Annotated in this window: 25 protein-coding genes, 1 pseudogene and 1 riboswitch; of the genes and pseudogenes, 5 read left to right on the top strand and 21 right to left on the bottom strand. The window is 37.1% G+C overall.

Annotated features, from left to right (window positions below; genetic code table 11):
• Positions 1–5: 5 nt before the first annotated feature.
• From G525_RS0113050 to G525_RS0113030, 4 genes are all read left to right on the top strand, one after another.
• Positions 6–965 (top strand): HlyD family secretion protein, encoded by a 960-nt coding sequence (locus G525_RS0113050; RefSeq protein WP_027126558.1) that lies wholly within the window; start codon positions 6–8, stop codon positions 963–965.
• Positions 966–968: 3 nt separating this feature from the next.
• Positions 969–2,144, top strand: a complete 1,176-nt coding sequence (locus G525_RS0113045; protein WP_027126557.1) for an ABC transporter permease — start codon at positions 969–971, stop codon at positions 2,142–2,144.
• Positions 2,145–2,409: 265 nt separating this feature from the next.
• Complete coding sequence (locus G525_RS0113040) at positions 2,410–3,081, top strand: hypothetical protein (RefSeq protein WP_157491941.1); 672 nt, start codon at positions 2,410–2,412, stop codon at positions 3,079–3,081.
• Between the two features lie 324 nt (positions 3,082–3,405).
• Positions 3,406–3,503, top strand: a riboswitch (SAM-I-IV-variant riboswitch).
• A gap of 51 nt (positions 3,504–3,554) precedes the next feature.
• A complete protein-coding gene (locus G525_RS0113030; RefSeq protein ID WP_027126555.1) occupies positions 3,555–4,847 on the top strand; it encodes a Na+/H+ antiporter NhaC family protein in 1,293 nt (430 codons plus the stop codon).
• Positions 4,848–5,062: 215 nt separating this feature from the next.
• Here G525_RS0113030 and G525_RS21805 read toward each other — a convergent pair whose 3' ends face one another.
• The 12 genes and pseudogenes from G525_RS21805 to G525_RS0112970 form a co-directional block, all read right to left on the bottom strand.
• Entirely contained in the window at positions 5,063–5,989 is a 927-nt protein-coding gene (locus G525_RS21805) for a hypothetical protein (RefSeq protein WP_051209936.1), read from the bottom strand.
• Between the two features lie 290 nt (positions 5,990–6,279).
• Positions 6,280–7,113 (bottom strand): DUF6503 family protein, encoded by an 834-nt coding sequence (locus G525_RS0113020; RefSeq protein ID WP_027126554.1) that lies wholly within the window; start codon positions 7,111–7,113, stop codon positions 6,280–6,282.
• A gap of 28 nt (positions 7,114–7,141) precedes the next feature.
• On the bottom strand, positions 7,142–7,939 hold the full coding sequence (locus G525_RS0113015; protein WP_035479674.1) for a haloacid dehalogenase type II: 798 nt from the start codon (positions 7,937–7,939) through the stop codon (positions 7,142–7,144).
• A gap of 36 nt (positions 7,940–7,975) precedes the next feature.
• Positions 7,976–8,635 carry a DsbA family oxidoreductase gene (locus tag G525_RS0113010; protein ID WP_027126552.1) on the bottom strand — a complete coding sequence of 220 codons (660 nt, stop codon included), beginning with the start codon at positions 8,633–8,635 and terminating at the stop codon, positions 7,976–7,978.
• A 64-nt stretch (positions 8,636–8,699) separates the two neighbouring features.
• Positions 8,700–9,266: pseudogene (locus G525_RS21000) on the bottom strand (carboxymuconolactone decarboxylase family protein).
• Between the two features lie 64 nt (positions 9,267–9,330).
• Complete coding sequence (locus tag G525_RS0113000) at positions 9,331–9,894, bottom strand: TetR/AcrR family transcriptional regulator (RefSeq protein ID WP_027126551.1); 564 nt, start codon at positions 9,892–9,894, stop codon at positions 9,331–9,333.
• A 155-nt stretch (positions 9,895–10,049) separates the two neighbouring features.
• Positions 10,050–10,235: a carboxymuconolactone decarboxylase family protein gene (locus tag G525_RS21800; protein ID WP_051209935.1), complete on the bottom strand. Its 186-nt coding sequence runs from the start codon at positions 10,233–10,235 to the stop codon at positions 10,050–10,052.
• Between the two features lie 44 nt (positions 10,236–10,279).
• On the bottom strand, positions 10,280–10,591 hold the full coding sequence (locus G525_RS21795) for a carboxymuconolactone decarboxylase family protein (RefSeq protein WP_051209934.1): 312 nt from the start codon (positions 10,589–10,591) through the stop codon (positions 10,280–10,282).
• A gap of 80 nt (positions 10,592–10,671) precedes the next feature.
• On the bottom strand, positions 10,672–11,511 hold the full coding sequence (locus tag G525_RS0112990) for a helix-turn-helix domain-containing protein (protein WP_027126550.1): 840 nt from the start codon (positions 11,509–11,511) through the stop codon (positions 10,672–10,674).
• A gap of 247 nt (positions 11,512–11,758) precedes the next feature.
• The gene (locus tag G525_RS20990; RefSeq protein ID WP_169514445.1) at positions 11,759–12,712 is read right to left on the bottom strand and encodes a serine hydrolase domain-containing protein; all 954 of its coding nucleotides are present in this window, start codon (positions 12,710–12,712) and stop codon (positions 11,759–11,761) included.
• A 949-nt stretch (positions 12,713–13,661) separates the two neighbouring features.
• Complete coding sequence (locus tag G525_RS20985; protein WP_051209932.1) at positions 13,662–14,504, bottom strand: M28 family peptidase; 843 nt, start codon at positions 14,502–14,504, stop codon at positions 13,662–13,664.
• A gap of 230 nt (positions 14,505–14,734) precedes the next feature.
• Positions 14,735–15,250 (bottom strand): hypothetical protein, encoded by a 516-nt coding sequence (locus G525_RS0112970; protein WP_211222932.1) that lies wholly within the window; start codon positions 15,248–15,250, stop codon positions 14,735–14,737.
• A gap of 378 nt (positions 15,251–15,628) precedes the next feature.
• Between G525_RS0112970 and G525_RS0112965 the strand changes: the two genes are divergently transcribed.
• Positions 15,629–17,092 carry an aldehyde dehydrogenase family protein gene (locus tag G525_RS0112965; RefSeq protein ID WP_035479672.1) on the top strand — a complete coding sequence of 488 codons (1,464 nt, stop codon included), beginning with the start codon at positions 15,629–15,631 and terminating at the stop codon, positions 17,090–17,092.
• Between the two features lie 118 nt (positions 17,093–17,210).
• Here G525_RS0112965 and G525_RS0112960 read toward each other — a convergent pair whose 3' ends face one another.
• The 9 genes from G525_RS0112960 to G525_RS0112920 form a co-directional block, all read right to left on the bottom strand.
• Positions 17,211–17,678, bottom strand: a complete 468-nt coding sequence (locus tag G525_RS0112960; RefSeq protein WP_027126547.1) for a hypothetical protein — start codon at positions 17,676–17,678, stop codon at positions 17,211–17,213.
• 113 nt (positions 17,679–17,791) lie between these two features.
• A complete protein-coding gene (locus tag G525_RS21790; protein WP_157491940.1) occupies positions 17,792–18,520 on the bottom strand; it encodes an FISUMP domain-containing protein in 729 nt (242 codons plus the stop codon).
• Positions 18,521–18,569: 49 nt separating this feature from the next.
• A complete protein-coding gene (locus G525_RS0112950) occupies positions 18,570–19,067 on the bottom strand; it encodes a hypothetical protein (protein ID WP_027126546.1) in 498 nt (165 codons plus the stop codon).
• 321 nt (positions 19,068–19,388) lie between these two features.
• Positions 19,389–20,435: an ACR3 family arsenite efflux transporter gene (gene arsB, locus G525_RS0112945; RefSeq protein ID WP_027126545.1), complete on the bottom strand. Its 1,047-nt coding sequence runs from the start codon at positions 20,433–20,435 to the stop codon at positions 19,389–19,391.
• A complete protein-coding gene (locus G525_RS0112940; RefSeq protein WP_027126544.1) occupies positions 20,417–21,070 on the bottom strand; it encodes an arsenate-mycothiol transferase ArsC in 654 nt (217 codons plus the stop codon). The genes arsB and G525_RS0112940 overlap by 19 nt, the downstream gene beginning before the upstream one ends.
• A 23-nt stretch (positions 21,071–21,093) precedes the next feature.
• On the bottom strand, positions 21,094–21,558 hold the full coding sequence (locus tag G525_RS0112935) for a DUF6428 family protein (protein ID WP_027126543.1): 465 nt from the start codon (positions 21,556–21,558) through the stop codon (positions 21,094–21,096).
• A gap of 50 nt (positions 21,559–21,608) precedes the next feature.
• Positions 21,609–21,917, bottom strand: a complete 309-nt coding sequence (locus G525_RS0112930; RefSeq protein WP_027126542.1) for an ArsR/SmtB family transcription factor — start codon at positions 21,915–21,917, stop codon at positions 21,609–21,611.
• 231 nt (positions 21,918–22,148) lie between these two features.
• Positions 22,149–22,547, bottom strand: coding sequence for a PDDEXK family nuclease (locus G525_RS0112925; protein WP_027126541.1), 399 nt, complete (start codon positions 22,545–22,547; stop codon positions 22,149–22,151).
• Between the two features lie 70 nt (positions 22,548–22,617).
• A partial coding sequence (locus G525_RS0112920; RefSeq protein ID WP_027126540.1) for an integrase core domain-containing protein occupies positions 22,618–22,892 on the bottom strand: 275 nt, incomplete at its 5' end.

Here is a 22,892-nt window from a genome sequence, read left to right as displayed (position 1 = left end):
AGAATATGAAAACAATTACAAACATAGTTTTGAGCGTAATCGCCCTGTTCACTCTAAATTCCTGTAAGAATGATGCGATTACTCCCAACAGAGGAAAAGTAAAATTTGAAACCATTTCAATTAGCAGCAAAATTGCAGGCCGAATTGATAAAATATACGTGGAGGAAGGACAGCAGGTCAAAAAAGGCGATACTCTTGCCTTGGTGAACATTCCTGAAGTCAGCGCTAAATTGATGCAAGCAGAAGGGGCCATTAAGGCTGCACAAGGACAGTTGGATCTGGCATTTAACGGTGCTACCACGGAACAGCTCAATCAAATTGAAGGTCAGTTAAATTCAGGAAAGGCACAAATGGAATTTGCCCAAGAATCCTATAACCGATTGCAAAACATGTATCAAGACTCTTTGGTGAGCCAACAGCAATTTGATGAAGTCAAGATGAAACTGCGCATGGCAAAGGCTCAAGTAGAAGGTTTGGAAGCCAAGCGTGACGAAATAAGAAAAGGCGCCAGATCAGAACAATTGGAACAAGCCCAAGGTCAATTAAATAGAGCACTGGGTGCTAAGAATGAAGTGTTATCAGCTTCTGATGAGCAATACGTAATTGCACCTGCGGACATGTCAATTGAAACCATTAGTTTGGAGGAAGGCGAACTGCTGACTCCTGGTTATGCTTTGTTTAACGGTTATAAAACAGACGGCATGTATTTTCGATTCACCATCCCTGAATCAAGGATTTATGATTTTGAAGTAGGGAAAGCGTTGACTTTGGTCAATCCTTATACCAAACAAGAAACAAGCGCCAAAATTGTGGCCATCAAACAGTTGGCCCAATATGCAGATATTACGAGCACATCACCTCTTTATGAGCTTTCAGAGTCAATTTATGAACTGAAAGTGGTGCCTACTTCAGACACAGGCGATCAAAAGTTTTATACCAACGCCACCATTCTTATAAAACAATAACCCATGAAAACTTTTAAGAACTTACTTAAAGTAGAATTCAAGCGGATTTTTTCAAATGGCGTCCTAATGGCCATCTTTTTTGGGGCGCCTATTGGTTACGGTATTTTGTTTGGTTATGTGTATCAACAGGCAAAAGTTGTCGATTTACCAATTGTTATTGTGGATCAGGACCAAAGTCCAACGACAGACAAGATTATTGACGCTTTTGTGGACAATGACGGCTTATTGGTGAAAGATGTGCGACTAACGCCGGGCAATCTCATTGATGAAATGCCCATTGAACAATATGCTGCCGTCATCACTCTACCTGTTGGATTTGAAAGTGACGTCCTGCAAAAAAGACACCCTGAAATTAGAGTTGATCTCAATATGGCCAACATCCTCAACGCCAACACGGCAAGTAATAATATCAATATGGTATTGATGACCTTAAATGCGGGTATGGAAATTGAAGGGCTCAAAAAGCAGGGCATGCATCCCGATCAGGCTAAAGCTTCTTATGAAACCTTTAAGATCAACTTTAATAAACTTTATAATTCCGCAGGAAACTACGTCAACTTTATGCTGCCAGGCATTTTGGCTGCCATTATGCAACAAATCATCTTTTTAGCGATGGCCCTAGCATTTTCGAGGGATTTTGAAGATGGTTATTTTGCCAGTCTTGTAGAAAAAAAGAAATCAGCATTATATTTGATTTTATTGAAAGCCACGCCATTCTTGATCATGTTGCCATTTATTTGGTTCGTGGTGGCCATGTACTTTCCGTATTTCAAGATCACTGCAGATATTTTCAATTTGCCTATGCTGGTATTGACCGTTTTATTGACTTTAGCGTCCATGATGATAGGCATGCTGTTTTCCATTGCCATACCTAGTCAATTAAAAGCGACGGAGTTATTAATGGTCATCTCCACCCCTGCTTTTATATTAAGCGGATTTACATGGCCAACGGAAGCAATACCTAATTGGATTACAAGTGTGGCGCAATTCATTCCTGTAACTCAGTTTTTGAGTGGTTTTAGAAGAATTGCTTTTTATGGTGGCGATTTGGCCTCCATAGCATCGGAAATTGGAATGTTGTCACTGATTACCGTTGTGGCTTTTGCAGCGATGTTAGTGTTGCTGCATTTCAAAGTTAATAAAACAGCAAAACAACAGCGTTTGGTTGTGGAGGGATAATTTTTAAATGAGCAGAAACCACTCCTCCTAAAAAAGGAGGAAAATTTAGTTGCGTAGCAATGTTTCAAAAAACGTCAAAATCGTATTTTTGAAAGGTCATTCATTACAAAAACATCATAGCGCTGTTGCGTCCAGCGCATGCTAACCTGAAAAACATTAAATTTCCATTTTTGGAATTAAGAACACAAACTAACTCATTGCTAAATTTCCAACCTATTAATCTCGAACCTCAATGATATCCTTAAAAATGAATAAATATTCCATAATGATAGCTTTTTTAGTCATTACTTTAATAAGTTCATGTGCTCAAAAGCAAGAAAAAACCATAGCGATTGGGGTATTGCTCACCCTACCAAAAGATGTTTATGACCATTCTATTGAATTAAATCGTGCGATATTGGCCCATAATCCTGACAACATTACTTTAAACTACCAGCATATTCCCCACATCACTTTATTGCAGTGTTATGTTAAGGAAAGCGAACTTCCTAAAATTGAGCAAGCCTTAAACGGACTCTATAAATCCATAGCAAATGACAGTCTGTGGGCTGACGAACTTCAGTATAAAAATGAAAAGACCGAGAGTTTCGCTTCCATTGGCATTGAAAGAAGTCAACCACTCATGACCCTCCATGAAAAGACCATCACCTTTTTAAAACCTTATATCCTTACTGAGGGTTCCCAAGGTTCCTATGTACCAAATGCCGATGGCACTCCCATAGACGATTTTACCATGGCCTATGTCCCCAAGTTCGTGAGTGCCCATAGTTATGAGAATTATAATCCACACATCAGCTTAGGGGTTGCCAAGGTCTCTTTATTGGATGGTTTGGCACAAGGTAATTTTAAAGCTATGAAGTTTAAGGCCACCGCCCTTGGCATATATCAATTGGGCGCATTTGGAACGGCTCAAAAACGTATCTGGGAATCAGATTAGTTTTGAAGAGATAGACTGTATGTGAGATTGAACACTATTTTCATCGCATTTAAAACCACCACACCTGCCCGACGGAGGGGCGGAACTTTTCCTTCTTTTCTGAAATAGAAGCCATTCCTCATAAAAAAGAGGAGAATTTAGTTTGGTTCATCATTTATAGAATTTCTGTTCTTGATCATTGAGCGCGTTGAAATCTAACGCCTCTAAACCAATCCCATTCTTGAATGAATGGGTTTCAAATAAATAACAATTGCATTCGTCATATTCCATGAAATTTGTCACTAAAAACTTTAGGTTTAACGCTCCTAATCGCCTATTTTTGCACTTAATTATCAAGAATCTCAATTAAGAGGTAGCAACCTGCATTAACGAGCAAGGTGCTAAAGCGATAAGCCAAATACTTTGGAAAAAACGTTACCATTCCTAATTATTTTGCTGTCACAAGCTTATTGCTATTCTGCAACACTAGACTTATGACCACTACAAAGCCAAGCTTTAAAGCCTTACTGCCCTTTTTGGTATTTATCAGCATCTTTTTAAGTGTGGGCATTATTCAGGATGATTTTTATGCCCTTCCCGCTCCCCTCGCTGTTCTTGCAGGCATTTTTGTTGCCTTTTTGCTGTTTAAACAGCCCATAAATATTAAGATAAAAACGCTGTTAGAAGGTTGTGGTGATCCAAAGATCCTTACCATGTGTTTGATTTACTTACTGGCTGGTGCCTTTGCGGCCGTTACCAATGCTACTGGAAGTGTCGATACCATCGTGCATTTAGGAATGGACCTCATCAATAACCAATACATTTATGTAGGCGTTTTTGTTATTGCTGCTTTTCTTTCGGTCTCAACCGGAACGTCTGTGGGATCGATCGTTGCTTTAGCTCCTATTGTGGTTGGATTTGCGGATACTGGTAGTTTTTCATTAGCTATTCTTTGTGGCGCTCTATTAAGTGGCGCCATGTTTGGAGATAACCTGTCCATCATCTCAGATACAACCATTGCAGCCACACAATCTTTGGGTGTTAAAATGAGCGACAAATTTAAAGCCAACATCAAGATTGCCTTACCAGCAGCACTTGTGACCAGTGCCATTCTTATTTTTGAGGGCATAGGCCTAGACGCCCATATTGAAGAAACGGTAGATTATAGTTATTCCGTAATAAAAATAGCCCCTTATCTTATGGTCATTATATTGTCTGTAATTGGAATAGATGTTTTTGTTACCCTAGTTTTAGGAATTGTCACAGCAGGCGTACTAGGCTTATTTTATGCCGATTTCTCACTCATTGAGTTCACGCAACTCGTCTATGTAGGTTTCACAGACATGACCGAGATATTTTTGCTCTCTCTATTGACGGGAGGTTTGGCCGCGTTGGTGGCTTTTAATGGTGGGATTGACTATATTTTGGTAAAGATAAAAGCTTTGATCAGAAGTAAGAAAACCGCCCAATTCGGGATTGGCGCCTTGGTCTCAAGTATTAATGTTGCCATTGCAAATAATACGGTAGCCATCATTATATCAGGATCTATTGCAAAAAATATCAACGACCAATACGGCCTGGACAATAAACAAACGGCTTCGATATTGGATATTTTCGCCTGTATCACCCAAGGACTATTGCCTTATGGAGCGCAAGTTTTGATGATCTTAAGTTTTGCGCAGGGCCAGATTTCCTATTTTGATTTGATTGCCAATTCATGGTATTTAGGCTTGCTACTGGTATCTACCACAGTGTTTATTGGATTCAAGCAGGAAGCTAAAAGCTAAGAATGTTCTTATTGGGATGGTCGTTTGCTTATCAGGCAGACGTCCATAATCGAAATTTTGGTTTTGACTATGCACCCAAAGCCTAATTCACCAACAGCATGATGGGCAGGTCTGTGGATTAGAGGTCATCTCGGATATCCGTTTTTTAGATTAAAATAAATTCTGGATAATTCGTCCAATCCGTGATTGAAAAACCTTTTGCGTAAGAATTTGAATTAATTCAATGTAATCACTTCAGTCTGTAAAACCCATTTTCCGTCAACTTGAGCACTACGAGTAACCGTAATTTTATTGGCACCTGATTTTTTAAAAACGTCAATCAGTTTGAGGTTTTTATGAACTGTGGTATTAATTACAATAGGATCAGTAAGTAAAATAGAATTAGCGGCATCAAAAACATAGAGGCTCTTGGATGTGGGTTTTATATCCCAAAAACCAATTTCATCTGCGCCATCACTATTGAGGTCTTTAAGGTTTTCTAGCTGTGATTGGGAGGCTCCTTCAATCATGATGTCTTCTATAGCCTTACTATTAAAGACAATAACGCTGTCGCATCCACCATTACATTCTACGACACCGTTAACGTTGGAACTTATTTCAGGAGAAATTACCGTAGCATAATCTGAGAGTCCATCACCATCAAAATCGCCAAACAATTGTCTGGTATTGGCAAGAATACGGATGTTTTCGCGAGCCTTAGGAAAAATAGGCGCATCAAGATCCTTAATGTTTTCAGCAACGCCTTCCCGTAGAATTCTAAAAGCGCCATTTTTCATGGTCACTGTAAGAAACGATTCGTAATTAGCTTCAATACCATCATAACTGACGTGTTTATTAAACGTCACTAAATATTTACCAGCCTCTTTGGTGATGGCAAGTTCATCCTTTAAAACACTTTGAGTATAATCTGGAAATTGTTCAAATAACAAGGTTTTATCCTGTTGCACTTGAACCCTGCTGCGCTGTTTCCCGTAATAATTGACCATATCCATATAGTCACGCGCTAAGTATGCCGCTTTCAGTTGGGTGTGGGATTCGTTCCATCGCTCTACAAATTTACGAACCGCTTTTTCGTCCTTAGAATCGATTTCACTACAACCAAAGAGTAGAACAACAAGAAGGCAGGAAAAGAAATACTTCATAGATTTAATGGGATATTAGCTTAAATTAGGAATGCTAAAGATACGTGATTTTTTTCTGACTATTGTTTTCCTAAGCAGTTCTAAAGCCATGAATATGATGAGAGCATTTTAAAATTTTAAGGAAGGAAGCTCAGCTTATAGTAAAAACGATGGATCATCAGGACCGCAATTGAAAAGGAATTACTATCTGTAACGCCATGTCGCGATGGATAATTAGAAATACATTCCCGAAACTAGATTAGAGCGTTTTTTAGATCTACTTTCTACCATTCTATGCTTTTTTAAAGACTTTATTTTTTGAAATCCTCCTTCGTCAAGCCATTACCAAATTTGATATCTGACCAATTCACCTCTATCCACGGACCGTCAAGCACTTCAGCATCCCAAGTGGATTTCTTATATTTTCTTTTTGATGGCAACAACATCCCATCAATATTTTCGTATTCAAGAACCATCAAATAAGGTTGCTCCAAAACATTAAAATCGGCTACGGTAAATAAAAATTGATCCACCATGGCTGTGTTTTTATTGATGAATAGCTGATAGGTATCAGTAGCTTCCTTTTCTGAATCATCAAAAGTGACATTGACAATATCGTAGGCATTGTTATTGACTAAGCGTTCACCTAAATACTCATACTTCAAGCCCTCATCCAACAGTTTAGGCATCATGGTAAACCAATAGAAATTCGTTGGTCTATTGAACTTCACGCCTTTTAAAAGAGCGTCATCGCTTAAGACATCTCCATTGTGCTTTAGCCAAAACTCATGGCCGTCGTAGCCTTGTTCAACCAAGCCTTCAAGTTGAGGAAAAGTTCTTTCATGAATGTTATAAGCGCCATAGGACAACTCTCCGCTAAATAGATATTTTTCAGTAACCACATCCTTTTTATCATCTGGCGTTTGATAGGTATAGGTGTAAACCACATCTTTTTTGGCAAGAAGTTCATTGTAATCGCCTACTTTATGTGCCATGGTATAGACCAGTTCATGGCCTTTATTTTGAAACGTTGGCACGGTTTCTTCTTGTGATGTCGTTGTGTTGCTAGTCTCAACTGTTTTTTTGTTTTCACCACATGACAGTAAGGATAAACTTAATATTGTAGCTAATAATGAAATTTTCATGATGTTTTTTATTTAATGAATAGTGGTTTTATTTATAAGTTAACAGGATATCTGCAACCTTTTTTAAGTCTGATTCTACTATTTCTGATTTCGGTGCCAGAGAAAATTCTTGCTGTCCTGGTCTGCCAATAAATGCAGCACGCCATCCCGCCCATAATGCACCTGCAACGTCCCATCCGTGAGCGGCTACAAGCATACATTCTTCAGGCTTTAGTTGCATTTTACGAGCAGCCCAGGCGTAGGTATCAGAAAACGGCTTGAATTTCCCAATATCTTCTACACTTAACATGGCGTCAAAGTATTCAGTCAATCCCGCATGCTCAAACTGGTTTTTAACGCCTTCATTGGAAGAATTCGTAAAAGAGACCAATTTATAACCTGCTTCTTTTAACGACGTCAATGCGGCTTTAACTTCCGGATGTGCCGGTAAGGCTCTGAGCGACTTTAATATGGTTTGGCGCGCTTCTTTTTCTGAAAGGGTGATTCCGTTATTTGCTGCAACCATTTGTAATGCCGCGGCGCCTATGTTGCCAAAATGTTCATACTCTCCGCTCGCCGTGGTCACTAAAGAGTATTGTAGCATCGTCGTAAACCATAAGGACAACAAGTCTTCCCTTCCGTTTAATGCTTCACCTACTACGGTTTTCATTTCAGTGAGGTCTAAAAGTGTTTCATTCACATCAAAGAATAAAACTTTTGGTCGTGATTTTTCTAACATATAGTTTTGATTTTCTGGAGTATTTCCGAGAATAATATTGGGCATCATAAGTCCCGTTGTTCCCAAAATGCCCAAGTTTTTAATAAATTTTCTTCTGTTGTTCTTCATTTTGTTGTCTTGACATTCAATTTAAAAATCGAAAGACTAACTGTCCTGTGATGAAGAATCAAGAATCTCAGTTAACACTTGCTTAAACACATCGACAGGTTGAGCACCGGTAATCGCACTTTTTCTGTTAAACACAATAGTTGGTACAGAGTTGACTCCTACACTTTGCCAATACGCTTCCTGGCTTTTGACTTCGTCCCGCACCTTGACATCGTCTATTTTTGAGAAAGCTTCTTCAACATTTAAACCAACCTCCAATAATACTTCCTTAAGAACCTCTCTTTTTGACACATCCTTCCGATCACTAAAAAAGGCTTTTGTGAGGGCCATTTTTAATTCGGTTTGCTTACCAAAAGCTTTGGCATAGTCTAATAATACATGGGCATCAAAAGTATTCGCCATGCGCATGTCATCAAAATAGTCGAATGTAAAACCGAGCGCTGCTCCCGCTTTGGCCATGTTTTGTTGTGAGGCCTTTTGTTGCTCTAAAGTAGACCCATATTTTTCTGCAATATGTTCCCTTAAATTTTGGCCCTCGGCAGGCATATTCGGATTTAACTCAAAAGGTTGCCACTCTATCTCAACTTGATTCTGAATGCCAAGTTCGTTAATGGCTTTTTCTAAACGTTTGTAACCAATGGTGCACCAAGGGCAAACCACATCAGAAACGATATCTATTTTTAATTTCTCTTTCATTTTTTAATTATTTGATTGCTGAGCCTTCCACAACGTAGCGGAAGACTTAAAGCAAGTGTTAGTATTATTTGGAAACCACATCGTCCTTAGACCAGGCATATTTTTGGAATGGTGCATCTACAGGTGTATTTGCAATATGGTTGGTATAGTTACTGATTATTTTTTAAGACAAGCCTAATATGATTTCCAAGACCTGTCTTTCGCCATAACCAACAGCATAAAACGCCTCTAAATCTTTTGGGGTCACATGTCCCCTATTGCGAACAATGGTTAATGTTAAGGTTCGTAGTGCTTCTAATTTCGCATCTTTAAGTGGTGTTCCATTCCGTAAGGCATCCGTAATAGCATCATCAACCTTCATCATTTTCGCGATTCCTGTATGTGCCGGTACGCAATAGTGACAGGCATGTTCTACGTTTATGGTTTGCCATACCACCGTCAATTCTTCATTGTTGAAAGAAGAATCAGTGAACAATTTATGTAAGGTTTGGTAGGCCTCAAGAATACTTGGAGATCCAGCCAATACGCCATGCAATCCTGGGATCATACCGTTTGCTTTTTGAGAGTGTTCTAATAATGTTTTGCTTTCAGTTGGAGCAGTGTCTATGTTGTGAATTTTTAAACTTGACATAATTGTGAATTTTTACTTGTTAATAAATAACTAAACACCCGTTTAGTTTTGGGATAAAAAAATATTAGAGATTCTTAAATGTATGTTCTATATAGTTTTCTAATTGGATTGCAGTGAATACTCTACTTGCTGATGATAGTCCATACATAGCAATAAGTAAATAATTGGCTTGTGCTTCGACTACGAATTCATTTTTCTCGGAATCTTGTTTTAAGATAGTGGTAAACAATAGTTTAACGCCATTGGCAAACTGGACTAAAGCTTCCTGAATTTCAATATCTGGAGTTTCACCCAATTCGTTAGCTGCATTCGTAACCAAACATCCTTTGCTAAGTTCATTGTCCTTCGAAAACTCGAGAAAATCATAAAAGTAGAGTTTGATGCTTAGTAGTCCGTTGGAGGAGTTCTCCAACTTGCTCATCAAAGTTGATAGCCTTTGCTTATAGCATTTAAGACTTTCCAGAAATAAGCCATTCTTACTTCCAAAACTCGAATAAATGGAAAACTTATTGATGCCCATTTCCTTTTCGAGCATTTGCATGGAGGTGTTTTCATAACCATTGCGCCAAAATAGCTCCGGTGCTTTTTCGACGACCGCCTCTTCATTATATTCCTTTTTTCTTGCCATTGGTTCTAATTAAAGTGCAAAACTAAAAAAGCGTTTAACATTTATTTCTCATTTAAAATAATAACGGCTCTTTTCTACCACGAGCCGTTATTCTACTTATCCTGGAGGTTAATTCAAGTTTTGTGTTTATGCAATTTATTATAGGGCCTATGGTTTTAGTTGGCTACCAAAGGGAAATCAACATCAACTTTAGTAAGCGCATAGGCATAATTTGTAAAAGTAATGGCGGTTACCACAGCAAGGAAGTTCATCAGTGCCTTTGCATCATAGCCTTGATCGAAAAAAGCTTCTCTCACATCAGCATCAATATATCCTGCTTTCTCAGCCACTTGTTTTGCCATGGTGGTAAGCACTTTTAACTTAGGGTCTGCAATGGTGGCGTTTCTTAACTGGACGGTTTCTTCATCTGAAAATCCGTGGGATTTAGCAATAGCCGAATGGGCCGATTGACAATAAACACACCATTAGCTTGAGAAACAGCAAGCTTAATCGCTTCTATTTCTTTATTTGTGAAACTGCCTTTTCCTGCAGTTCCTGAAAAGGATAAGAAGTTTTCCAAGGCATTGCTGGAATAGCCAATGGTGGCATATAAATTAGGAACCATTCCTAATTGAAACTCCATTTGATCAAAGATCTGTTGACTCTTTTCGTTAACATCTGTTCTACTTGGGACGGTAATCTTAGTGACATCTTTCATTTTATACTGTTTTAATAGTTATTAATTTGTTACAGTACAAAAGTAATTTGGAAGGGCGTTTGGGAGCTAATCAATACTACCTACTTTGTTGGCAATACTTCCCTGTTTCGGAATTTTTGTGGAGAATGGCCTTCTTGTGTGCTGAAAAAAGGACTAAAGCTTTGTAAGTCTGAAAATCCCAGTTCAAAACCTATTTCAGAAATAGGCTTTTCGGTATATGTTAACATCCGTCTTGCTTCAAGCATCAGCCTATTTTGAATAAATTGTTGCGGTGTTGTATCACCGTATTTTTTAAATAGATTGGACAGTGTTTTTGGAGATTTAAATAACAGATCAGCATAGGCCTTTACCGTATGCTTTGTCTTAAAATGTTGTTCTACCAGGTAATTATATTTCCTAATGGTGTCAATACATTGTGTTCTCAGATTAGACACCAAGTTTTGGTCTTTATAAATACGTGTACATAAAATGAGAAGGCGTTTGAGCATCATCTGAAGCATTTCCAATTGCAAGTTATCTCTCGATTCCATTTCAATATATAGCATCTTAAATAAGGTGGTTAAAATATCAACGTGCTTTTCATCAAGACTTATAATTGGAACCGTAGAAGCGCCATAATATAATATGCCTTTGCATCCTACTTCACTATCGTGATCTACCACACAGTAAAAGGACCTATTCCATTTAATGAAAGTAGCCTCTTGTAGACTTTCTGCATTGATGGTATGAAATTCAGTCAAACTGATGATATCATTCGTCTTAAAAACATAATCAACCGCATCAATAGTCACTTTATTGTGATCTGCTTTAAACCAAATCAGTGATAACTCACTTTCTTTGGTATCGTTAAGTAGGTTTGCGTTCGATTTGTTAATCTCAACTAGCTCTATATACTCCTTATTTTGACCTATGAATTTCAAACTTTTTTCTGTTTTAAAGATTTATTCCCATCAGTGGGTTTTAATATCCCGAGGTTTGCCTCGATCGAAAAGTCAATTTCTAATTAGCTCTTAGGCTTACCCGCCCGTGCCTGTCGCACGAGTCCCGAGGTTCTCGATTTTACGTCCATCTATGGTAACCCAGTTTTAAATCCACAAATTACAGGTGCCCAAATTTTTTGATTATGCACCCTATTAGCTATATTTTATAATCGTTCTTCGTTTTCATCTATTTATACTTAAGCGCTGGAATTATTCTGTCTTGCAAAACCCTCCAAGTTGACTTTTTTGGCTTTTCATTAATATTCCAGCCATTAAATACGATGATTAAATTATATTTTGGTGCCATCATTAAATATTGTCCGCCATAGGCATTTCCTGCAAATATCTCACTTCTACCATGAGATTGTTGAGGGATCCACCATTGATAACCATAGCCTCTTCTGACGTTGCCGTCGGGATTGACATCCTCAATTATGGGACTTGTCGATTCCTTGACCCAACTTTCAGATACAATTTGATGGTCATTCCACTTTCCGTTATTTAGAAATAAAGCACCAATTTTGGCCAAGTCTTCTGCTTTAAGATATAATCCGCCTTCGGTGTCAATTTCTCCATCAGGTGTTTCTTTCCAATAGTAATCTGTGATTCCAAGGGGCTCAAACAATTTTTCTTCAGCCCATTTGTCAATGCGTTTACCTGTAATAATTCTCAAGATTTTACCTAATAATACGGTCCCACCACCATTATAAACGAAACTTGTTCCTGGTAAAGTATCCATAGGCTTGCTCAAAACATATGCTATCCAGTTGTCGCTTGATTCTAGCCTAAAACAGTCATTTGTAGTATCATTATGGTCCGTCTCCTCGTTCCATTTTATACCACTTCGCATGGTTAACAAGTCGCCAATGGTGATACTATCTCTTCGTTTATCCTGAAATTCAATATGATAATCTCTTAACAATGGCATTACCTTGGTATTCACATTATAGTCCTTATTCAAATCCAACGCCATACCAAACAGGATTGAGGTCATACTTTTAGTGACAGACTGAAGTGTATGCAATTCACTTTCCTTGTAGAAAGGATGCCAGTCCGTACTATTGAAATTGTATTGATGATTGGTGGTGTCATATTGTTTAACTACGGTTTCATAGTCTTGGTCATATTTAAAATCTGCCAATAACGTGTCATTTTGAATGACCATAAAACGGTCAATGAATCCATAATCTCCGTTATTTATATCCGAATTAATAGAATCAATTTCAGCGGAAATTACGTTTTGAGAAACTAATAGGTCTGTTTTTTTGGAGGTACCTTATCCTTAGTGTTTGTATTACATCCTATAACCGCAACTATTAGAAAAAATGAAAATAACAACGATTTAATTTTACAAAATAGTGTTCTCATAATGTTTTGTATTTATCAGGTATAAGGCATTTATACCAGCCCAAAACAAGCAACTATCCAATTATGAGCAGTGGATACAAGCCGTTTTGCGCTTTTTTATAAAAGTAGGAATGCGAATGGAGTGTCACTAAGGTAATATATTTCAAAATAGCATCAAAAAAGAGCATTACACCAAGATAGGGATAGTATTGATATTAGAATGTCTGCTGGAATATTAAAGATGTAGGAAATCAGTGGAAAGCACTAGCGGGACGTTGAGAGTTTTCCCTATTTTCGTTAAGATGAAACATTCAATCATTTTTTTTCTTGATTAATCATGAAATTTGTCAGTTTTTATTACAATGGATTGTTGATGATATAACGTTGGATGTTTTTTAATTTATCCGTCATCCTATTTTCTTATTAAAATTTGTACTTATTAACCAATGTCGATTCCTAAAGAGGTTTTTAAATAAAAATAGTTCTCTCATTAGTGAATTTTTATAAACCAAAGCGACAGCATCACTATGATAGCTAATTTCAGCACACAAGGGTTTAATAGCTTTATTCAGATAAAACAGACATTACCATTGGAGGAAGAGCGGTTGCTACAATTTAAAACAAATAGAACATTTTGTCCTGGCATTAGTGGCGCATTTGCGCCAGTAGTCAATATCTGAAACCAAACCATAAACTTAGTCTTAAGCACAAGAAAAGCCAAAACCTATTCTGTTGTTCTTATTTTATTCCGTAAAGTTAAATAACGCATAGGCAATACTACTGACCGCATTGGTCATGATTTCAAAATCCAGGGTTTCAATGGTATCTGTAGCGGTATGATAATTTGGATTTCCATGGCCTCCAGTGCCAATAACCATAACTGCAGGAATAGCGAATTGCCAATAATTACGATGGTCTGAAGGTCCGTTATTTGGATACTTATCGGCAAAGGAGATCCAGCGAGAGTCCATGCTGCCATTCGCTTTCAAAAGGAGGGAGATGGTCCTATTGAAGGCATCAAAGCTTTTAATTCCCGAAACGATTAATTGATTTTTGTAGATGGAAACCTCGTTGTCAGCCTTCTTTTCTTCGCGATAGTAACCAATCATTTCAAGGGCAATCATCCCTATATACTTATTGAGGTCATGGGCAAGGGAATTGGCGTGAATATAGCTTCCCATTTTGTCTGTCTTAAAAAACGGAGGTTCCTCCAAACAGAAAAACACAAAATCAATTCCGTAATCCAACTGTAAGTTGTTTTCAGTTAGCATTCGCATGATTTCCAATAAGCCGGCCACGCTACTGGCATTATCGTCCGCTCCAGCGATTTCCTTATACACGTCATAATGTGCGCCGATGATAAAGCGTTTGGTTTTTTTGGGTTGATAGGCAGCGATAATATTTTCGTAGTCATTCCCTTTGGCTTGCCACTGCTGTCGCGATGTCAGTAAACCAATTTCCTTAATTTCTGCTTCAATATAGGCTGCTGCTTTTTGAAGGCTCTCGCTGTTTTTATAATTCCGATAAGGATATATGGAGGTCAAGAACGCGACGTGTTGATATAGGTTTTCTGTAATGGCTTTCATTTATTTAATTTCCTTTAAATCCCGCTGGCACTCCAGAAAGATCGGGAGGATGGCATTCTTTCTGGCGCTACAATAACAACGATCAATATTTCTTAAAATTTGAAGCGCTTTTTTATAAACACGTCTCCTTAAAAATGTAATTTTCAATAGCTTTCAAAGATGATCATCAACCTCAAGAAGATCCACTTGTTATGACATCATTATGACAAATCAATCAGGAAAGGAAGTCTTCAAAACCATTTCTTGACTAAGGCTCCTACAACATACCCAAATATAGCGTGGGCAATGGTCCAGAAAATCCAGGCCTGCCAATCGTTAGCTGCCGGAGGTTGTTCAGAGAGCGCTGTCAGAAAAAACAGCCCGCCCCCACCAATGGCATAAACAAGCACGTAAAGCAAGATGTTTTTTTGATACGTGTTTGCCATATAAAAAAGCCCAATCACGCTGGCAATGCAGGTTACAAAATGAAAGAGATAGCCAAACAGCCACACGGGCTTTAAATCTTGAATTACTGGAATATAGTCAAAATTAAACAGTAAGTAATAGGCCGTATTTCCGGTGGTTAGTAAAACCAGTTTTAATACAAGAATTAATACGACTCCTCCTAAAATACCGATGGCAATGAGTTTAAAATCGCTCTCATAAAAGTGATTTAAATTGATTGATCCCCTTAAAAATAGAATAAAAGTACGACACTTCTTGTAAGCTTCGCATTTTAAAAGGTTGAATAATTTTAAGATTTGCAAAGTCTATTGATGCATAAAAACCATAAACAACCCTAATATACGCTTACCCAACAATTAAAAATAAACTCTCTAAAGTTCTTGAAACCCATCTTAACCTACTTGCATATTTGTGTCTGAGCATTCTAATCGCGAGAAGTAGATGGCAATCCATTTGGTCAAGATTTTAGTTTAAACTGTAATCGTGATCATGACATTCCAAAAGGTTTGTAATCGTTAGATCTTAGCCAGCACTTTTATAAGTCAGCTTTAACAAGGTTTTTGGTTTTGAGCGCTCGATTTGTTAATTAACAGAATATTAGAACCTAGAATTCTAGTATGACTATAAAAACTATTAAGTTGAGAGTTATTAGAACATCAAATTAAATAAACAGAAATCACATGAAATTAAAATTCAACTATAAGAAAGTCTATGCCCCTTATATCAATGGTGAGTATTTAGAGACAGACGATCAAAAAACTATCGATTCCATTAATCCGTACACAAATGAGGTGTTAGCTAAGGTTCGTTTAGCAAGTAAACAAAATATTCAGACGGCGTTGGAGAGTGCAGAGAAAGCTCAAAAAAGTTGGGCCAAAACGACGGCCAAGGAACGGGAAGCCATCCTCCTCAAAGCAGCTGACATTGCTGAAAGTCGCCGATCTGAATTGGCCAAAGCATTGATTGACGAAGGTGGAAATGTGTTTGGGAAAGCCATGTATGAAGTGGACTATATTGTCAGCACCTTTAGGATTGCCGCTGGCCAAACACGACAGATCCGTGGAGAAACTATGCCTGCTGAAGACCCAAATCGGATTTCATTTACCTATCGCATGCCTTTGGGTGTGGTTGTGGGAATAGGGCCTTTTAACGCTCCACTTCTCTTAAATAGTAAAAAACTAGCGCCCGCTATTGCTGCGGGGAACAGCTTTATTCTTAAGCCTTCGCCTTACACGCCAATAATTGCCCTCCTATTTGCTGAAATCTTCCATGAAGCCGGATTGCCTAAGGGTGTCTTAAGTGTGATTCCAACGGCCGATGAAGATCTGGGGGATACGTTATTTTCAGATCCGCGCACTAAGTTGATCACATTTACCGGATCGGCTAAAGTTGGTAACAAGCTTCAGGCGCTTGCCGGGAAATTCCAAAAACGATTTGTTCCGGAGCTTGGTGGGAAAAGCCCATTGGTCATCCTAAAGGACGCCAATCTAGACTATGCTGTGCGTTCAGCTGCCTTTGGAATATTTTTCAACCAAAGCCAGGTCTGTATGGCCAATTCAAGAATTATTGTTGAAGATCCTATTTATGACGACTTCATTGAAGCCTTTGTAAAACATGTCAAGACCATCAAGGTTGGAGATCCCAACGCTGAAGATACCGCCGTAGGACCGCTTATTTCTAAAGATGCTCTGAAAACCATTCAAAAGCATATTGACGATGCCGTAGAGAAAGGCGCCATATTACACACTGGCGGCCATTTGAACGATCAAATGTGGAATCCATCCGTGCTTTCTGAAGTCACTTCAAACATGCTCGTATCAGACGATGAAACCTTCGCCCCTCTTGTGTCTGTTTATCGCGCTAAGGATTATGAAGATGCTCTAGCCAAGGCCAATGACACCTTTTATGGACTGTCCTCTGGCATCATTACCAACGATTTACAGAAAGCCTTTGATTTCTCTCTCAGAATTGAAGCAGGGTCCGTTCATATTAATGACAACTCCTTTGATGACGATCCTAACGCCCCTTTTGGTGGGTTTAAAGGCAGTGGCCACGGTAAGGAGAATGGACAATACTCCATTGAAGACATGACCCAATTAAAATGGGTAACCGTGCAATTGGGAGAACGTCCATTACCATTCTAAGGCATTAGAATATAAACGTTAGCTTTTTAAATTTAAAACCCTCGTTATGAGGGTTTTGTTTTTTAAGTTGGTCAGTAGCGTGTGTTATAACACTTCTCATTAAAGATTTGATGCATCTTTAAACTTTTTGTAAATCCAAAGCCGTTTCAAAACTGCTGCGCAGTCTTTTTATGGAAAAGATGCCAATCGCATAATAGAGAATCCCAACCAAAGCAATAAAGGATCCAATAATTAGGAAGCGCGTATTTGATCCTGCAGCTATGATGATAAAGATGCCAACTACTAAAGAAAGCAAGGATACTACGGACAGCAGGGTGTTTGGTTTGATGTTTAATTTTAGCAAGGACCCGTGTTCTGATTTTAAAATTGTACCTGTTAAGTACGCCGCCTTCCTTTTAAAATTAGGCACATACCACGTTACCACCGACCATTTATCATAGGCTGAAAACTCATTTTGACTTGTGAACTTCCCAACAAAGTTTAAAGCACCTTGATTAAAAACGGTTTCAATCTTTTGCTTTAAATTTGCATCGTTCAAGTTTGAAGCGTAATTGATGTGTTTCGGATGAAGTATGCTGTCAATCATTTTTTTAGGTTTTTAAGATATTATTCACAAAAGATAAGATTTTAATTCCTCAAAGAGGTTTTTTTGAAAAAGTATCGATAAATTTTGACATTAAATATACGTATGTTCACTATTTAATCTTTTATACAACGAACAGATAATCCATTGATTTTACCACTATAATTACTTAAAATATTGCCATCGGTATATCCCATTGATCTTAAATATGCTTCTGTATTCTCATTAGATGTTGTGTAGGGCGTCGAAGTCCAAAAATGCCCAGCAATTAGGACACTTCTAAAATCACCATCTGAATCACGATAACCTCCCCCTAAAGCTGTAAAACCACTTTCATTAGTTACCTTTTCATTGGTACCATACCAATGTTCTTTACCTGTTTCTTTCAACTTTCCTAAGGCTATATATTCATTTCCAGTAATAGTGTTATTTTCATCTCCCAAATAGTTTATTAACTCATCCCATTCATTATTAGTGATCAGATGCCAACCATTTGGACAAGCTGATTTTGCTGCTTCCCACTGATATAATATACCGTAAGAATTTCCGGTATTCAAATCATTCCAATAAAATGACCAACCATCATAATCAAAGTTGCTTTTCCATTCTGTTTTATCAGTTATTTCTTTTCCTGGAATCTGATATTTTAAATTTTCAGCAAATAAAATTTGATTCCCAATCTTTACTACTTTATAAGCTTGATTATCACGAGAATCAGTAAATACTCCTTCTTTATTGTATTCCCAGACTATTGAATCTTCTGTGATATCATCTTTTTTCTGACAACTTACTATAGTGACTAGTGAAATTAGTAAAAATAATTTTTTTAAATATAAATGTTTCATTTTTGAGTTATGGGTCACGTTTATGTATATGAGTTGTGCATAGTGTTTTCTATCCGTTTTGTTTATAAGTACGTCCAGTTTTAAAGCCACAAAAAGTTAGGAAAATCAGTAATACTATTTGAATTAAAAACAGCGCATTTGCCAATATTTCAAAATCACTTTCCTTCGGTTCAATTTCAGGATGAGGGGCTCCAGCACTCAGAGGTGGATCAATTGTCCAGGTTGAAGTTTGTAGGATTAAAGCGTCCACTAGTGAGTGAATTCCTATTAAAACTAAAATTAGCAGAAGGGTAGAAATCATTAAGATTAGATTTGCCGTTAAATTTTCAAAACTCCGTTTGAATGTGCGGAATAGGTAAACGCCAAAAAAGATTAAAACGGCAAACAAAAACACAAAATGAACATTGGCAATCACAAAATAGGTATCGTGAATATTTAAATCAAGCGTAGTGTCCGATTGAAATCCGTCAGTTCCGAAAAGAACAAAATTCATAATCAGCACGAAGGCTATTGTTCCAATGAGCCAATAAATTTCTTTTCTTTTCATAGGTCAGTTGAGTTGTAGTGAGTCTGCTTTTAATCAAGACGTTTGCTTCGCTTTTTGAAAATGTTGGCTTACCTGTTTGTTAAGGCACATAGTTTACAAAGTGAAAATTACAAGCTTTATACAAGGTTTTGACTTCGTCCAATTGATACTTGTTGATCCATTATTTTATTTTCGCTAAAGTAACCTAAAAATACGTCCCTATAAAATACTCTCCAAATTCCGTTCCCCTGATTTTCGGCACCAACGTATTTTCCCTCAAGTCTCAGAAGCTAAACCTACCCACCATGTTACCCACTGTCTTTCTTTCTGTGTATGATAACCTCATATACTTTGATTGGGATAATATTTTTTCTTTAACCAAAATGAAACTCGAACTAAAAAGATAAGAACGGGAACTTCAACCAAAGGGCCCACCACTCCTGCAAAAGCTTGTCCAGAATTTAGTCCAAATACGGCTATTGCAACTGCAATCGCCAATTCAAAGTTATTTCCTGCTGCTGTAAATGAGACGGCTGCATTTTCCTTATATGAAGCTCCCATTGCTTTAGTAAAGAAAAAACTGATGATGAACATGAAACTAAAATATATAATTAAAGGCACTGCAATAATTAAAACGTCCATTGGAATTTCAACAATTAACTCTCCTTTGAGCGAGAACATAATGACAATGGTAAATAATAACGCAATTAGCGTTATTGGTGAAATGGCAGGAATAAACTTTTCTGAGTACCACTTTTCTCCTTTTAACCTTACCAAAATCACTCTACTTAAAATTCCCATTAAAAAGGGGAGTCCCAAATAGATAGCTACACTTTCTGCCACCGTACCAATTGAGATATCGACAATAGCCCCTTCAAATCCAAAATACGGTGGAAGAACCGTTATAAAAATCCAAGCATAGAAACTATAGGCAAAAACTTGGAAAATACTATTTAAAGCGACCAAACCTGCTCCATACTCGCTATCTCCTTCAGCAAGGTCGTTCCAAACCAAAACCATGGCGATACAGCGAGCCAATCCGATTAAAATAACACCTACCATATATTCTGGATAATCACGTAAAAAAGTAATTGCCAAAACAAACATTAAAACGGGAGCAATTATCCAATTTAGAAAAAGTGAAATGGAAAGAATTTTGGTATTTCTAAAAACTTTGGGCAAAAGCGCATAATTCACTTTAGCCAAAGGCGGATACATCATTAAGATTAACCCTATGGCTATGGGAATGTTAGTGGTGCCACGACTCATAGAATCAATAATGCTTGGAAAGAATGGGAAGAAATAGCCGATTCCCACGCCCAAGAGCATAGCAATGAATATCCATAGCGTTAAATAATTATTGAGAAAACTTAATTTTTTTGTTGCCATGTATAAAGGTTTATCTGAGAGAAAACGTAAAATAGTTCGGTTGCAATTTGCACACTTCTTTCATTATATTTTTCTGCTTGTTGTGGTGTATTGTCAAAAACTTTTGGGTCTTCAAAAGTTATCGGAATGCGTTTTTCAGCACCTGGAACAAATGGACAGGCTTCATTTGCTGAATCACAAGTCATAATTGCAGCAAATTCAGATTTGGGGTTAAAATCGTCATCCAATCTTTTTGAAAATCCGATTATTGGATGTTCGTTGTACGCATATTTAATGTTATAAATTGGGTTCTCGTTTTTTGAAATCGTTTTAATCTGAAAACCAGAATTTTGCAAAGTTTCGGCAACCATTGGAAAAAGTGCGGTACTTTCTGTACCACCTGAATAACAGCATACATTTTTGATATTGAAATGGTAAGATTGAGTTTGTGCCCATACCTGTGATAAATGACTTCTTCTCGAATTGTGGGTACAGATAAAGTTGATTCTAATTTCTTGATGGCTTGAAACTTTAGCCTGAATAAATTCCGCCAGCGGCTGTAAAATTGCTTTACGTTCAACTGAAATTGTTTGAGAGCTTAACCCCTGAATTACGTGTTCAATTTCTGAAAACAAAGTTGGTTTTGTTATTGCCATTTTCTTAATATTCAATGTTTATTTTAACAACAGCCACTGCTAGCCCTGCAGGATTCGTTTTTTAGATCAGATAGGTTTACTTTGGGTTTTTCTTCAGGAATTCCACATTGATCTTTTGCCAAACAATCGGTTTGTTTATTGGTCAACAAAAAGTTTTTACCATCAAAGTCAAGTCCGAATTTCCCAATCGTATTACCTTGATATTCCACCTCGATATCTAAATCGTCAATCCCTAAAATGCGTTGGGATAGTTCAATGATGCTTAATAATTTTTCCGGATGCAATCTGTGGTCATAGTCTTGGGCGTTCCAAAGTTGAAAATTAACGATCTCCTCGTTTCTCACGGTTCCGCCACAATCGATAAAATGTTTGGTGATCTTTCCAACTTCTGTGACGTGAAAGTGGTTAGGAACCAATTCGTCATTGGGTAATTGAAACGCGATATTGTCCAGTGTATTCAATTGGTGTTTAATTTCTGATAACTTCATTTTCTTACATTTGTTTATTGCGATTTAACGATGGATTGAATGAAAAAAATTTAGCAACAATCTGCTTTAGGAATGTCCTGATCTAAAAATTGATGCATTACCGTTTTCATTTTAGTCCAGTTTTCACGGTCTATACAATAGCAGACTTTGACACCTTCAACTGTTCCTTTAATAAGTCCTAAGGTTTTTAATTCTTTTAAATGTTGTGATATGGTAGGCTGGGCCAGACCAATTTCTTCGGATAGATCCCCGCAATAGCAAGCATCAATTTTAAACAATTGTTGTAAAATAGCAACTCGGGCAGGATGGCCGAAAACTTTTGCGAATAAAGCGATTTCTTTTTGTTGTTCTGTGTACATATTTTATAAATATTCATTGTTTAATTGCAATATTACGATTAATATTTGAATTAACCATTCTTTTTTAAGTTTTGTTAGACAGTAGCATCATGGCAGGCCTTACGCGCAGACCCAATTATGCAAGCCTACAACACTATCATCTATATGAGACAATTAAAAACTAAATATTATATTTGAAGAACTGGATAAAAGCTTTTCATAGGACACTGTGTTGTAAGCAGTTTTTTAATTTTATAAATTCTGTATTTCTTCCGCGAGTTTATCTTCTAAGTACCTACTTCCTTTTAAATACAAATAGATACAACTGATATTATAGTTTTCATACATCTGAATTTTTTCTTCAGTTTTCTTCTGATATGAAGGAATGTGTGTCCAACCAAAAAACTCAATATATGTATCTTGATTAATCAAATAAAAATCTGGATAATATGTCTTATAACCGATTGATAGTTTTCTTTCGTATTCAAAATCTATATTATTTAATATTAAATAATCAGCGATACGTTTTTCTTGAGAGCTTTTAACCTTAATTCCATTTGAGCATATAATTGGTGCACGTTTGGATTGATTTCTTAAAATAGCTTCTCCCTGCTTTTTTCTCCAATTAAATGATTTTTCTTTACTATTCATCCTATTATTAATTGCACTAATATTATGCGAATGTCTCGTCCTAAAATATGGCTACAGGTTAAAATTGAATTTACGCTGATAATTTATATACCATATTAGGTGTTTTATAGTCTAAAGATAAGTGTAATCTTATTTCGTTGTATAAATTAATTGCATTTTTTGCAGCTCGCTTTGCGTGCGCTACGTTATCAAAGGTTTGGTCTAGATAAAATTCATCTTTTAAGATACCGTTTACACGTTCTGCCATTGCATTTTCGTAACAATGATTTTCTTCTGTCATACTAATATCTATCTTTTTTCTTTTGAGTATTTGTGTGTATTGATTGCTACAATATTGTATTCCTC

Origin of the sequence: Gelidibacter mesophilus DSM 14095 (assembly GCF_000423005.1) — a bacterium.
GTDB lineage: Bacteria > Bacteroidota > Bacteroidia > Flavobacteriales > Flavobacteriaceae > Gelidibacter > Gelidibacter mesophilus.
This window is presented reverse-complemented; position numbering and strand designations above follow the sequence as displayed.

What these genes read in the sequence shown, in the direction of transcription:
- G525_RS0113050 (WP_027126558.1), top strand. Translation starts at nt 6, where the DNA reads ATGAAAACAATTACAAACATAGTTTTGAGCGTAATCGCCCTGTTCACT.
- G525_RS0113045 (WP_027126557.1), top strand. Translation starts at nt 969, where the DNA reads ATGAAAACTTTTAAGAACTTACTTAAAGTAGAATTCAAGCGGATTTTT.
- G525_RS0113040 (WP_157491941.1), top strand. Translation starts at nt 2,410, where the DNA reads ATGATAGCTTTTTTAGTCATTACTTTAATAAGTTCATGTGCTCAAAAG.
- G525_RS0113030 (WP_027126555.1), top strand. Translation starts at nt 3,555, where the DNA reads ATGACCACTACAAAGCCAAGCTTTAAAGCCTTACTGCCCTTTTTGGTA.
- G525_RS21805 (WP_051209936.1), bottom strand. Translation starts at nt 5,989, where the DNA reads ATGAAGTATTTCTTTTCCTGCCTTCTTGTTGTTCTACTCTTTGGTTGT.
- G525_RS0113020 (WP_027126554.1), bottom strand. Translation starts at nt 7,113, where the DNA reads ATGAAAATTTCATTATTAGCTACAATATTAAGTTTATCCTTACTGTCA.
- G525_RS0113015 (WP_035479674.1), bottom strand. Translation starts at nt 7,939, where the DNA reads ATGAAGAACAACAGAAGAAAATTTATTAAAAACTTGGGCATTTTGGGA.
- G525_RS0113010 (WP_027126552.1), bottom strand. Translation starts at nt 8,635, where the DNA reads ATGAAAGAGAAATTAAAAATAGATATCGTTTCTGATGTGGTTTGCCCT.
- G525_RS0113000 (WP_027126551.1), bottom strand. Translation starts at nt 9,894, where the DNA reads ATGGCAAGAAAAAAGGAATATAATGAAGAGGCGGTCGTCGAAAAAGCA.
- G525_RS21800 (WP_051209935.1), bottom strand. Translation starts at nt 10,235, where the DNA reads ATGGCAAAACAAGTGGCTGAGAAAGCAGGATATATTGATGCTGATGTG.
- G525_RS21795 (WP_051209934.1), bottom strand. Translation starts at nt 10,591, where the DNA reads ATGAAAGATGTCACTAAGATTACCGTCCCAAGTAGAACAGATGTTAAC.
- G525_RS20985 (WP_051209932.1), bottom strand. Translation starts at nt 14,504, where the DNA reads ATGAAAGCCATTACAGAAAACCTATATCAACACGTCGCGTTCTTGACC.
- G525_RS0112965 (WP_035479672.1), top strand. Translation starts at nt 15,629, where the DNA reads ATGAAATTAAAATTCAACTATAAGAAAGTCTATGCCCCTTATATCAAT.
- G525_RS0112960 (WP_027126547.1), bottom strand. Translation starts at nt 17,678, where the DNA reads ATGATTGACAGCATACTTCATCCGAAACACATCAATTACGCTTCAAAC.
- G525_RS21790 (WP_157491940.1), bottom strand. Translation starts at nt 18,520, where the DNA reads ATGAAACATTTATATTTAAAAAAATTATTTTTACTAATTTCACTAGTC.
- G525_RS0112950 (WP_027126546.1), bottom strand. Translation starts at nt 19,067, where the DNA reads ATGAAAAGAAAAGAAATTTATTGGCTCATTGGAACAATAGCCTTCGTG.
- arsB (WP_027126545.1), bottom strand. Translation starts at nt 20,435, where the DNA reads ATGGCAACAAAAAAATTAAGTTTTCTCAATAATTATTTAACGCTATGG.
- G525_RS0112940 (WP_027126544.1), bottom strand. Translation starts at nt 21,070, where the DNA reads ATGGCAATAACAAAACCAACTTTGTTTTCAGAAATTGAACACGTAATT.
- G525_RS0112935 (WP_027126543.1), bottom strand. Translation starts at nt 21,558, where the DNA reads ATGAAGTTATCAGAAATTAAACACCAATTGAATACACTGGACAATATC.
- G525_RS0112930 (WP_027126542.1), bottom strand. Translation starts at nt 21,917, where the DNA reads ATGTACACAGAACAACAAAAAGAAATCGCTTTATTCGCAAAAGTTTTC.
- G525_RS0112925 (WP_027126541.1), bottom strand. Translation starts at nt 22,547, where the DNA reads ATGAATAGTAAAGAAAAATCATTTAATTGGAGAAAAAAGCAGGGAGAA.